This is a genomic window from Mesorhizobium sp. P3_A9, assembly GCF_056402975.1.
The window spans coordinates 1-11,389 of record NZ_JBFUGJ010000191.1 but is presented as its reverse complement, the minus strand read 5'-3'; the positions used below and the strand labels follow the sequence as shown (position 1 = coordinate 11,389).

The 11,389-nt window shown below is 63.0% G+C and carries 15 protein-coding genes; 10 read left to right on the top strand and 5 right to left on the bottom strand.

The window, feature by feature from the left end; all coding sequences use genetic code 11:
• Positions 1 to 209 precede the first annotated feature (209 nt).
• On the bottom strand, positions 210 to 680 hold the full coding sequence (locus tag AC1DX0_RS22595) for a carboxymuconolactone decarboxylase family protein (RefSeq protein ID WP_477219364.1): 471 nt from the start codon (positions 678 to 680) through the stop codon (positions 210 to 212).
• Between the two features lie 85 nt (positions 681 to 765).
• Between AC1DX0_RS22595 and AC1DX0_RS22590 the strand changes: the two genes are divergently transcribed.
• The 3 genes from AC1DX0_RS22590 to AC1DX0_RS22580 are packed head-to-tail and all read left to right on the top strand — an operon-like array spanning position 766 to position 2,918.
• Positions 766 to 1,425 carry a TetR/AcrR family transcriptional regulator gene (locus AC1DX0_RS22590; protein ID WP_477356903.1) on the top strand — a complete coding sequence of 220 codons (660 nt, stop codon included), beginning with the start codon at positions 766 to 768 and terminating at the stop codon, positions 1,423 to 1,425.
• Between the two features lie 36 nt (positions 1,426 to 1,461).
• Positions 1,462 to 2,073 carry a hypothetical protein gene (locus AC1DX0_RS22585; RefSeq protein WP_477219362.1) on the top strand — a complete coding sequence of 204 codons (612 nt, stop codon included), beginning with the start codon at positions 1,462 to 1,464 and terminating at the stop codon, positions 2,071 to 2,073.
• Positions 2,070 to 2,918 carry a 23S rRNA (adenine(2030)-N(6))-methyltransferase RlmJ gene (locus AC1DX0_RS22580; RefSeq protein WP_477219361.1) on the top strand — a complete coding sequence of 283 codons (849 nt, stop codon included), beginning with the start codon at positions 2,070 to 2,072 and terminating at the stop codon, positions 2,916 to 2,918. Before AC1DX0_RS22585 ends, AC1DX0_RS22580 begins: the two co-directional genes overlap by 4 nt.
• A gap of 31 nt (positions 2,919 to 2,949) precedes the next feature.
• Here the strand turns inward: AC1DX0_RS22580 and AC1DX0_RS22575 are convergent, their stop codons facing one another.
• The gene (locus AC1DX0_RS22575) at positions 2,950 to 3,717 is read right to left on the bottom strand and encodes an AraC family transcriptional regulator (RefSeq protein ID WP_477219360.1); all 768 of its coding nucleotides are present in this window, start codon (positions 3,715 to 3,717) and stop codon (positions 2,950 to 2,952) included.
• 182 nt (positions 3,718 to 3,899) lie between these two features.
• Between AC1DX0_RS22575 and AC1DX0_RS22570 the strand changes: the two genes are divergently transcribed.
• From AC1DX0_RS22570 to AC1DX0_RS22545, 6 genes are all read left to right on the top strand, one after another.
• Positions 3,900 to 4,322 (top strand): VOC family protein, encoded by a 423-nt coding sequence (locus tag AC1DX0_RS22570; RefSeq protein WP_477219359.1) that lies wholly within the window; start codon positions 3,900 to 3,902, stop codon positions 4,320 to 4,322.
• Positions 4,323 to 4,459: 137 nt separating this feature from the next.
• A complete protein-coding gene (locus AC1DX0_RS22565) occupies positions 4,460 to 4,912 on the top strand; it encodes a hypothetical protein (protein ID WP_477219358.1) in 453 nt (150 codons plus the stop codon).
• A gap of 137 nt (positions 4,913 to 5,049) precedes the next feature.
• Positions 5,050 to 5,631, top strand: coding sequence for a TetR/AcrR family transcriptional regulator (locus tag AC1DX0_RS22560; protein WP_477219357.1), 582 nt, complete (start codon positions 5,050 to 5,052; stop codon positions 5,629 to 5,631).
• Positions 5,628 to 6,464 carry an EamA family transporter gene (locus tag AC1DX0_RS22555; protein WP_477219356.1) on the top strand — a complete coding sequence of 279 codons (837 nt, stop codon included), beginning with the start codon at positions 5,628 to 5,630 and terminating at the stop codon, positions 6,462 to 6,464. The genes AC1DX0_RS22560 and AC1DX0_RS22555 overlap by 4 nt, the downstream gene beginning before the upstream one ends.
• 5 nt (positions 6,465 to 6,469) lie before the next feature.
• Positions 6,470 to 7,651, top strand: a complete 1,182-nt coding sequence (locus tag AC1DX0_RS22550; protein ID WP_477356905.1) for an MFS transporter — start codon at positions 6,470 to 6,472, stop codon at positions 7,649 to 7,651.
• 76 nt (positions 7,652 to 7,727) lie between these two features.
• On the top strand, positions 7,728 to 8,342 hold the full coding sequence (locus AC1DX0_RS22545; protein ID WP_477219354.1) for a LysE family translocator: 615 nt from the start codon (positions 7,728 to 7,730) through the stop codon (positions 8,340 to 8,342).
• A gap of 84 nt (positions 8,343 to 8,426) precedes the next feature.
• On the opposite strand, the gene AC1DX0_RS22540 is transcribed toward AC1DX0_RS22545, so the two are convergent.
• Together AC1DX0_RS22540 and AC1DX0_RS22535 are read right to left on the bottom strand one after the other, a co-directional pair.
• Positions 8,427 to 8,738 (bottom strand): transcriptional regulator, encoded by a 312-nt coding sequence (locus AC1DX0_RS22540; protein WP_477219775.1) that lies wholly within the window; start codon positions 8,736 to 8,738, stop codon positions 8,427 to 8,429.
• A 476-nt stretch (positions 8,739 to 9,214) separates the two neighbouring features.
• Positions 9,215 to 9,685, bottom strand: coding sequence for a hypothetical protein (locus tag AC1DX0_RS22535; RefSeq protein WP_477219353.1), 471 nt, complete (start codon positions 9,683 to 9,685; stop codon positions 9,215 to 9,217).
• 461 nt (positions 9,686 to 10,146) lie between these two features.
• On the opposite strand from AC1DX0_RS22535, the gene AC1DX0_RS22530 reads away from it, so the two are divergent.
• A complete protein-coding gene (locus AC1DX0_RS22530) occupies positions 10,147 to 10,743 on the top strand; it encodes a glutathione S-transferase family protein (RefSeq protein WP_477356901.1) in 597 nt (198 codons plus the stop codon).
• 65 nt (positions 10,744 to 10,808) lie between these two features.
• On the opposite strand, the gene AC1DX0_RS22525 is transcribed toward AC1DX0_RS22530, so the two are convergent.
• A partial coding sequence (locus AC1DX0_RS22525) for an outer membrane protein (protein WP_477356899.1) occupies positions 10,809 to 11,389 on the bottom strand: 581 nt, incomplete at its 5' end.

Here is an 11,389-nt window from a genome sequence, read left to right as displayed (position 1 = left end):
GCGCATAGGTAGAGCGCGCCGTCCATTGCGCGATCGCCTAGGTGAGCCGAACGACACGCCAGCGCAACTGTCGTAAAATGTATGAGCCAGGGAACGGCCTTCATCTCAGACCGTCCCCTGGTGGGCAACGACAAAACAGCAGCGCCATTCTCTTGTCGATCGAGCATGGATCGACCCGGAAGCGGTCACCCGCTTCGGGCCCGAACAGCCTACTGTCCGCCCATTTCCTTCTTGAATGTGTCGAAATCCACCTGCATGCCATTGAAGATGGTGCTCCAGTGGCGGGTCAGCGCGGCTATCGCCACGGCCTCCTGGATTTCCTCGTCGGTGGCGCCGGCGCGCTTGGCGTCCTGCGTGTCCGACCAGATGCAATAGTTGCACGGAATCTGCGCCGCCACCGCCAGCGAGATCAGCGACTTGACCTTTGGCGGCAGCGCCGTCTTGTCGCTGAGTTCGATGGCCTTGACCTCGGCCCAGGCACCGGGCAGACCGGCCTTGGGAAACTGCTTCACAAAGCTAGGCACGCCGCCCATGGTCGACTGGATGTCCTTGAGGGTTGCATCATAATCGTCGGCATGGACAGGTGCGGCGGCCAGCGTCAGCGCACAGCCGGCAGCGGTAAGCAGGCAGGCATGGCGTATGGATGAAAGCACGGATGAAAGAATGCGATTGGCAGACATGACATTCTCCTCTGGTCTTTGTTAGCCTTACGATGTAAGGTGATGGGGAAAATGAACCTTACAGTGTAAGCTGTCAAGCGGCGCCATGGACACATCGATAAAAAAAACCAGAACCCGTGGCCGGCTGTCGCGCGAGATGATCGAGGACGCGGCCTTCGAGGTGATCGAGAAGGAGGGGATCGCCGGCTTTTCGATGCGCAAGCTGGCGGCGGCACTCGGCTGCGAGGCGATGAGCATTTATCACCACTTTCCTTCGGTGGCGCATTTGCACGAAGCGCTGGTCGACCGGCTGGTCGGGGCACTTGAAATGCCCGACGCCAGCCTGCCATGGCGGCAAAGGATGCGCATTGCCATCGAGGATTTTCGCCGCATCGGCCGCGATCATCCGGCCTATGCCACTTTCTTCGTGACTTACCGCATGAACTCGCCGACCTGCCTTGCCTGGTTGAACGGCGTTATCGGCCTGTTCAGGGATGGCGGCTTCGATGCCGAACTCAGCGCGCGGCTGTTTCGTGCCGTCGGTTATTATTTGATGGGCGCGGTGCTGGACGAGAACGCAGGCTATGCCAAGGGKCCGTCGGCTGTGAACACGGTCAGCGACGAGCAACTGGCCCGGGATTTTCCCAATGTCATGGCCGTCGGSCGYTTTTTTGGCACCGCCGAATTCGACRMGACMTTCGAGCTTGGCCTAGACATGCTGCTGGAYGAGATGGAACGCCTGCGCGACGGCGCCAACGCAAGCTAGTTGTCCAGCAAGGTGCGATACAAGGTGACTGTCTGAATGCGCTTTCTGTTTGTCCTGATCCTGCTCGCCGGCGCCGGCGTCGGCCTCATCTATCCCTGGGCGATGACCAATTTTTCCGGCCGCGAGATCGGCACCTGGCGCGTCTATGAGCAAGGCCGCTTCAAGCCATTGACCGTGTCGCTCTCCGGCCGCGACGCACCGGTGCGGGTGCTGGTCGACCTCACCGCGCGGGCCGAACGCATCGTTTCGCAGCAGCGCACGGTGTTGACGCTGACCGCCGCCAGCAATGGTCGCACGGTGCTTGCCTCGACGTTGCAGTTCAACCATGTCGACAACCCGCGCCAGGTCAGCCCACAGCTGCCCGACAAGATTTTTCGCGATGAGGGCGGCGTGATCGCGACCGTCAGTCCCGGCCCCTATGTTTTCACTGTTGGCCCGGGTGATGCCGAAGACATTCCGATGCGCGCGGTCGACCTCGTCCTGCGCTCCGGCGCCGGCGAGGCCGACAGGCGCGCGCGGCCAGTCGGCTTGGCGTTGATGGCGATCGGCCTGATCGGGTTTTTGCTGAGCTTGCGTTCCAGTGGCGGCCGGCCGGAAAATCCGAACTCGCAACCACCGCCGCCGCGCTGGGGCAGGGGAGCCAAGTGAATTACCGCCACGCCTACCACGCCGGAAATTTCGCCGACGTCGTCAAGCATGTCGTGCTGACGTGCCTGCTCGAGTATCTGAAGCAGAAGGACAAGGCGTTTCGCGTCGTCGACACCCATGCCGGCATTGGCCGCTACGATCTGTCGTCTCTCGAGGCGCAGAAGACCGGCGAATGGCAAGGCGGCATCGGCAGGCTGATCGACGCCTCGTTCGCTGCGCCGGTGGCGGCACTGCTGGCGCCCTATCTTGAGGCGGTGCGGTCGCTCAACCCCGAGGGCGGCATCCAGAAATATCCGGGCTCGCCGCTGATCGCGCGSCAYCTCCTGCGCAAGCAGGACCGGCTGTCGGCGATCGAACTGCATCCCAAGGATGCCGCGAAGCTGAGGACACTGTTTGCCGGTGATTTTCAAGCCCGCATCATCGAGCTCGACGGCTGGCTGGCACTCGGCGCGCATCTGCCGCCGAAGGAGAAGCGCGGCCTGGTGCTCATCGATCCGCCCTTCGAGGAGGCGGGCGAGTTCGACCGCCTCGTCGACGGGCTCGTAACAGCGCACAAGCGCTGGCCGGGCGGCATCTATGCGCTGTGGTATCCGATCAAGGACCGCCGGTCGATTATCGCCTTCAGGAAGGCGCTGAAGCAATCTGGCATCCCGAAAATCCTCGACATAGAGTTCGAGATCAGGCCGGCCTCTTCCGAGCCCAGCCTCGACGGCAGCGGTATGGTGGTGGTCAACCCGCCCTTCACGCTGGAAGGCGAATTGCGAACCGTTTTGCCGGCACTGCACAAATTGCTCGCCGTGGAAAAGCCGGCGCACTGGTCGCTGGAATGGCTGGCCGGAGAGTAGGCGGGCATGGCTTCGGCTGCCTCGGCCGAGGCTATACTCCGGTGGCAGCCAGCGCGGCCGGCGTGATGCCGGATAGCCGCCTGCTTTCTCGTATCAGATGGGCCTGGTCCGCATAGCCGGCCTCGATCGCCAACACTGCGGTTGAGGTATCGCTGGATGCCTGCCGCAGGCGCCTGAAGCGGTGGAAGCGCAGGATCCGGTCAAGCGTCTTCGGGCCGTAGCCGAAACTTTCCTCGAAACGCCGCCGCAGCGTTCGTTCGCTCATATGCAAGGAGCGCAAGAGGAAAGGCACCAGCGGCTTGTCGGCTGGCAGACCTCGGTCGATAACGTCAAAGGCAAAGCCCATGACCGCATCGGGCGCACAGTGGTCTTGCGCGTGTGCGCCAATCGCCTCCTCCAATTGTCCCACCAGCTTGGCGAGATCGGGCGTGGCCTGGATGCGGCCTGCCAGATGGCACGCCAGCGCCCCCCAGAGCTCGCTGAGGTCAAGGCGTTCTCCGACGATCCGGTTGGCAGGCACGCCCAGCCAACCGGCGGCCGCCCCTGGCCGGAATCTGAACCCGACGATCGTTGCTCCGGACGGCAGTATCTCGATCTGCGGCTCCCGGTCCGGTCCCGCGACCCGAAAGCGGCCGTCGATCCACTGCAGGTCGATCGTCGCATCCGGCGTTATCACGACAGGTGGAGCGTCCTGGTCTCGCATGCGGTGGACCCAGATGGACGCGAAAGCGGCACCCAGYCGCCCCCCTGCGGGCCGTTCCTGGAAAGAGCCGGTGGTCTGCGCCAGTACCGCTTCCATCCCGTCTGCCTTTGTCAGTCCGCTCGACCCACAGTCTTATCGCCGGCTCGGTCTCTGGCCTCGGCCATTTTGGCCGAAATCTTCAATGCGTGCCGCTCCCGCCATGGCAAACCGCACCAAGCTTTCGGTGCCATTCGATGTCACCGACATCGCGCATCGTGAATATAGAAAGGAGAAACCATATGAAAGCTCGCATCAGTGTCATCACGCTTGGTGTCGATAGTCTGGAGGCGTCGCTCGACTTCTACCGAAACGGCCTCGGGCTTCCGACCGAAGGCATCATCGGCAAGGAGTTCGAGCACGGCGCCGTTGCCTTCTTCGATCTGCAGGGTGGCTTGAGGTTTGCGATTTTCGAACGCTCCAACATCGCTGTTGACGCTGGCATCGCCCAAACCGGCCGCAGCCCGACCGAGTTCACCATCGGCCACAATGTCACGAGCGAGGCCGAGGTGGATGCCGTGATGGCGCAGGCCATCAGCGCTGGCGCGCGCCTCGTCAAGCCGGCGCAAGATACGTTTTGGGGTGGCTATGCCGGCTATTTCCAGGATCCGGATGACCATCTCTGGGAAGTCGTCTTCAACCCGGCTTTTCGTCCAGAAGACTGATCCTGGAGAGGAACGCGTAGCCGGTAAGTACGTTGGTGGACGTTCCAGCTCGTTTCTGGAAACCATTGTTTCGGCAACCGCTTGACCGCCGTCAAGCGAATCCGCACAGTGCGCGCAATCGACCTTGAGAGGCTGTCATGACTCGCTTCGCCAAATCCGCTCTTGCCGCCCTGATTTCGCTCTGCACCCCGCTTGCCGCGCCTCTCGGTATCACCCAGGCAGTGCAGGCGGCCGACCTTGGTGTCTATTCCGACGACGATGGCGGTGTCTGCAGCCAGCCCTGGGTGCTGAGCAAGATTTCCAGCCGCTTCTCCTACCAGGTGCATCATGTGCCGCATCTGCCGGATGTGCAGATCACCGATTTTCACCGCATCCATCAGCACCGCTATCTGCCGGCCAACGACACCTGGCCGATCGGCCGCCGTTACTGCGGCGCCACTGTCAGTCTTTCCAACGGCCACGACCGGACCATCTGGTATCTGATCGAGGAAGGGCAGGGCTTTGCCTCGATCGGCGACAATGTCGAATTCTGCGTCTCGGGCTTCGACCGCTGGATGGTCTACAACGGCCGCTGCCGCGTCCTGCGCTAGACGCAGCTTTCCGATTATCGATTTGCTTTAGCCCCTGCGGCTCAATCAGCCGCAGGGGCTTTTCCGTGCCGTGTTGACAGCAAGTGCGATCCATCGCATAGGTATGAGACAGACCTGTCTCATCACTTGGGCGCGCCATGACACCGTCACCTCTCTCCGACAAACGCCAGCATCTCGTCGAAACCGCCTACGCACTGTTCAAGCGCGCCGGCTTCCATGCCACCGGCATCGACCGGATCATCGCCGAAGCCGACGTGGCCAAGATGACGATGTATCGGCATTTCCCCAGCAAGGACGAGCTGATCGTCGCGGTGCTCGACTATCGCGCCAGACGGTTTGACGATCAGCTCGACCAGCTTGCGCAGCAGAGCATCACGCCGGAGCAGAAGATCGCCAGGATATTCGACTGGCATGGCCGCTGGTTCCGGAGTCCGGATTTCCACGGCTGTCTGTTCGCCCATGCGCTGGCAGAATTCGGCGATCCCCGGCATCCGGTGTTCGAGGCTGTCGCCAGGCAGAAGAACGGCTTGAGGCAGCGCATGCAGGCGATCCTCGCGCAGGTGATGCCGCGCGGGCGGGCCGAGAACGTGGCGGCGACGCTGTTGATGCTGATCGAAGGGGCGACCCTGATGGCGCAGATGGGGCAGGCGGATACCGCTCTTCGTGAAGCCCGCAAGGCCGCCCTGGACATCGTTGCCGCCTCGCGCAGGCCGCAATGAGCCCGCTGGTCATAGGCCTCGCGCTCTTCGCGGCGATCCTGCACGCAAGCTGGAACGCTTTCCTGCGAACGGGCGCCGACAGGTTGTGTACCGTCACCGTGATGAGCTTCTCCAGCACGGCGCTGGCCATTCCCCTTGCAATCTTCAACGGTTTTCCCGCCACATCGGCCTGGCCCTATGTCGGGCTCTCGGCCTGTCTGCAGGTCGGCTACAGCGTGTTTCTGGTGGCGGCCTACAGATATGGCGAATTGGGACAGGTCTACCCGATTGTTCGCGGCAGCGTGCCTCTGCTCGTCACCCTCGGTGGCTTCCTGCTCGCCGGCCAGCAGCTCACCGTTCTGGAGACCGTCGGCGTTGCCCTTGTCGGTGGCGGCATCATGGGTCTTTCGCTCGGACGAGGAAGAGCCGCCACGACATCGATCCTCTATGCACTGGCGACGGGAGCAATCATTGCCGCCTATGCGACGGTCGATGCGATCGGCGTTCGTATGGCAGGCAATGTCGGCGCCTACACAGCCTGGGTCCTGCTCGCCTATGGCGCCTTGCTGCCGGCAACCTTCGTCGCCAGTCGTGGCCGGCTCGCTGTCGACCCGCGGGCCCCGGAAACCTGGAAGGCATTGGGAGGCGGCCTGTTCGCGCTTCTGGCCTATGGCGTCGTGGTGGCGGCCTTCGCGCTCGGACCTGCCGGTCCGATCACCGCGATCCGCGAGACCAGCGTCGTCTTCGCGGCTTTCATCGGCCGGCTGTTTCTCGGCGAGACGCTGACGCCGCGACGGGTCGGCGCCTGTGCCGTCGTCGCACTCGGCGCCATCTGCCTCGGCTATCAGCCGTGACGACAATGCATACGCCCGCCGGCACGCGCGGCACTGCCATCGACAATGGTCTGCTTGCCATACTCGCAATTGCCGCGGGCCTGACCGTCGCCAACAATTATTACAACCAGGCGATGCTTGGCCTGCTGGCGCATCAGTTCGCTCTGTCGGCCGGCGCGGTGTCAGTGCTTCCCGTCGTGACGCAACTGGGCAACCTGGGCAACGTCGTTGGCATCCTGTTTCTGGCGCCGCTCGGCGATCGGCTCGAGCGACGTTCGCTCATCCTGGCGACGACGGCGGCGCTGGTCGTCGCTCTCGTCGGTGCCGCATTGGCGCCCAGTTTTGTGTGGCTGGTCGTCGCCGGCATCGGCATTGGTCTCTTCGCCACGGTCACGCAACAGATCGTGCCGCTCGCCGTGCATCTGGCGTCGGCGCATGAGCGCGGCCGTGTGCTTGGCATCGTCACCGGCGGCATCCTCGTCGGCATCCTGCTCGCCCGCACCGTCAGCGGCTTTATCTCGGACATATGGGGATGGCAGGCCGTCTTCGCGGCCGCCGCCGCATTGATGCTTGCCACCGGCGCGGCACTCGCCTGGCGTCTGCCGCGCGTCGAGCCGGTCACCGATCTGAGTTATGGCAGGCTGCTCGGTTCGCTGTGGACGCTGCTACGCACGCACCGCATCCTGCGGCAGGCGATCGTCGTGCAGGCGCTGATCTTCGCGGCCTTCATCGGCTTCTGGTCGACACTCGCTCTTGCCTTCGACGCCGCTCCCTATCATTTCGGCGCCACGGCAGTGGGCCTGATGGCACTGGTCGGTGTCGCCGGCGCGTTTGCGGCTCCGCTCGCCGGCCGCTTCGCCGACCGGCGCGGGCCAGACGTCATCGTTTCGATCGGCGCCGGCCTGGCGGTTGCCGCCTTCGCCATCCTTGGCCTGTTCCAGGGATCGCTGGCGGCGATGATCGTCGCGGTGCTGATCCTCGATCTTGMCGTGCAGTCGTCGCAGGTCGCCAACCAGGCGCGCATCCATGCTCTCGATCCGACAGCCCGCAGTCGCCTGAACACCATCTTCATGGCGACGATGATTCTCGGCGGCGCCTGCGGCTCTGGTCTTGCAGGGCTTGCCTATTCGGCGTGGGGCTGGAGCGGCACCTGCCTGTTCGGCGCGGCATCCGCCGCAACCGCGCTGCTGGTGTCACGAAAGCCCTGAATTTTTCGGACTATCGCCGGCAGGTAAAGCGGCTAACCCTCTCACCGAGAGCAACGCATCACTTTCGGGAGCCTTCATGGACCTTGCCACCATCCTAGCCTTCGCGGCCGCCTTCTTCGTCTTCGCCGCCAGCCCTGGCCCCGACAACATGACGATCGTCGCCCGCACGATCTCCGGCGGTGCGGCGTCGGGCATCGCCTATGGTGCCGGCACTGTGGTCGGTATCATCATCTTCCTGATGCTCGCTGCCTTCGGGCTGTCGATCATCGCCGCCAAGATGGCGATCGTTATGACGGTGCTTCGTTATGGCGGAGCGGCCTATCTGATCTGGATGGGCATCAAGCTGTGGACGGCCGTGCCCGTCGTGCCGGAGCTGCAGCCCGTCTCCGGCCGGCGTGGGCTGCTGACGATCTTTGCCACCGGTGTCGCGCTCAATCTCGGCAATCCGAAAATGCCGCTGTTCTATGTGGCGCTGTTGCCCAACGTCGTCGGAGCCTCGCTGACATCAGCGCATCTCGGCGTCCTCGTCGCGGTGATCCTGGCTGTCGAGATTGTGGTGATCGGCGGGCATGTCCTTCTCGCCGGCCGTGCCCGCAATCTGTTGCGCACGCCCAAGATCGTGCGACGGGTCAACCGCGCGGCGGGCGGCGTGATGATCGGCGCCGGCGTTGCCGTGGTCGCAACGCGCTAAAGCAATTCCAGGAAAACTGCGTAGCGCTTTCCCTGGGGAATTGCGCCAAACAAAGAGCCTAAGGGCGTTCGCTCGATCGCAGTGCTATTTTTTGCGTTGCGCCGGCTCGGCCATGTCGATGATCTTACGAAGATAAGCAATGTGGCCGCGAAAGGCCCGCCGCCCAATTGTCGTTGCCCTGATCCGGGTCTGCGGCCGCCGCCCGACGAAAAGCTTTTCGACATCGACATAGCCCGCTCTGGCCAGCGTATCGATGTGCGCCCCGAGATTTCCATCAGTGGCTTCGATCATGGCCTTCAACTGGCTGAATTCCAGCGCCTCGCGCCTTTCCAGCGTGTTCAAGACGGCCATGATCCTGAGCCTCGTGCTCTGATGGATGATGTCGTCGGCACTCATCAGTGCGCTCCAATGCGGCAAGCCTTGGGCCGTCGCCATATGACTCGGCAATCTCGGGCAGCGGTAGTGACAATGCAGAATACTCTGCCATGCAGAGTATTCTGTCAATCTGTCAGCAGTCGGTGGAAGCATGCTTGACAAGGTGATTGTCAGATCGGTCGTCGCGTCGCGCTCGTGATCCGCATGCACCGTTCGTCTGCAGGAAGAAGATCGCCGCGATGAGGTGGCAGGTCATGATATTCGTGGCTGACGATCAGGCGTAAAGTTGCTCACTAGTCTTCGGAGTTCGATGGTGGACTGGCATCGAGAATGCCGGTGTGAAATTGCTGGCGATATCAGAAGATCAGCAACGGATTGTTGCGATGATGAGTGTGATCGCATCTCGATCTCAACGAAAATTTAAGCTGAGAAAATCATACCATTGCTTCGCTGGCTAGCGAGCCGCGAGTCAGATATGCATTGCGCGCCGGGGTCATTCACGGCCATCGGCATAACGTGAAGGGGCATGACATGGCTAAGCAGTCATCTAAAGCGCCGGCATCCAARGCACCGGCAAAGAAAGCACCCGCAAAAGCAGTCGCGGCGAAGGCCGCAACAGCAGTGAAGAAAGCAGCGCCTGCCAAGGCGGCGGCAAAGCCCGCAGCGAAAGCAGCACCGGCCAAGAAGCCGGCTGCAGCCAAGGCTGTGGCGAAGCCCGCAGTGAAGAAGGCAGCGCCCGCCAAGGCAGCGGCAAAGCCCGCCGCTAAGGCAGCAGCAAAGCCAGCCGCGAAAGCAGCACCGGCCAAGAAGCCTGCGGCCAAGGCGGCGGCAAAACCCGCGGCCAAGAAGGCAGCGCCTGCCAAAGCAGCGGCAAAGCCCGCCGCTAAGGCAGCAGCAAAGCCGGCCGCGAAAGCAGCAGCGGCCGCGACAAAGCCTGCGGTGAAGAAAGCCGCTGCGCCGAAGGCCAAGGCAGCGCCTGCGAAGGCGAAGGCTCCGGCCAAGAAGTAGACCGGTCGTTGGGGCGTCGCGTGTCCTTCGGGACTCGGCAAGGACGCTCTGACGCACTGGATCGAAGCAAGTCCGGCAGCGGGTTCAGCCCTGAGGGCTGAACATCGGGATGGGACCGAGGGGCAAGCAAAGCGAGGCGCCGGTTGGCTGCCTCGCTCGCCCTTTGGATTGTCTCCCTGCTGCGATCGGCAAAGGCCCCGGTGCAATGCCTGGGGTTGGTGAGATGCGAATGCAGGTTTGAATCCCGTCAGCCTGCCGTCGTCGCTTGCTCGTGTTTTCCAGCGTATCAGCCTGTAGGCCTGTCGCGATGTCTGGGGCGGAAACCACAACCGGTTTCTGGCCGCTGTTTTTTTGCGCTCTGGCGGTTGATCGCGAGCGCTTGTCCAGTCAACAGTGGACGCCTGCAAACAGGAAACCGATCATGCCGAAGCTGCTCTATGCATCTGCCTCTCCGTACAGCTCCAAGGTAAGGATGGCCGCGGCCTATGCCGGCATCGCGCTCGATCTGGTGCCGGTCAAGACCGAGGACAAACCGGCCGAACTGATCGGCGCCAATCCACTCGGCAAGATCCCGGTTCTGGTGCTCGATGATGGCCGCTCGGTTCACGACAGCCGCGCCATCACCCAGCACCTCAACCGGATTTCGAAGAACGGCTTATTCCCGCGCAATCCCGACAAGCGGCTGGAAGCGGAAGTGCTGGAGGCGCTGGCTGACGGTATCTGCGATAGCGCGCTGTCGATGGTCTATGAGCGCCGCACCCGGCCTGAGGAGATGGTCTATCAGCCCTGGCTCGACCGCCAGTGGKCGAAGATCACCGCSGCGCTYGATCTGCTCAATGCCAAYCCGCCCAAACTGCCGAAGAAGATCACCGCCGGTCAGATGGCGCTGCGTGCCTGCCTCGGCTATCTCTCCCTGCGCTTCGCCGGCAAATGGGAAAAGGGCCGTGGCCGGCTGACCCGCTGGGCGGCGCGTTTTGACGAGAAGTTTCCGGAACTGAAGTCGGCGGTCCCGGGCTGAGAACAGCCAGGCACAAAAAAAGCCGGGCGCGAGGCCCGGCTTTTTCGTGTCGTGGCTTGAACGACTTAGAACTTCATACCGACGCCGAAGGTGACGCGGTTGTCGGTGGCCTTGACCTTGCCGATACCGTCGAAGTCCTTCGAGCCGAAGTCGGTGTAGCGGTACTCGACACGGCCGAAGATGTTGTCGGTCAGCTTGATGTCGGTGCCGACGCCGGCGGTCCAGCCGAGCATGGTAGCGGTGTCGCTGGCGCCGAGGACGGTATCCTCGACCTTCAGGCTTTTGCCGGCGAGACCGCCGGTGCCATAGAGCAGGATTTCCGGGGTCACAGCGTAGCCGAGACGGGCACGCAGCGAGCCTTCCAAGCCGCCCTTGGAGTTGATGCCGTTGTCGTCGCCCTTGACGCCGTTGTAGCCGAGTTCGGCTTCGCCGCCGTACACGAAGTTCTCCTGCTGCCACTGATAGCCGCCGAAGACGCTACCGACGAAGCCCTTGGTGTCGGTCGAATCGCCGAAATCCTTTTCCTTGGTACGGCCGCTAAAGCCGTAGCCAACATTCAGACCGGCGTAGGGGCCGGCCCAGGATGCGACGGGCAGTTCGGCAACCGGAGCGGGTGCCGGCGGCTCTTCCTGGACGACGTCTGCGG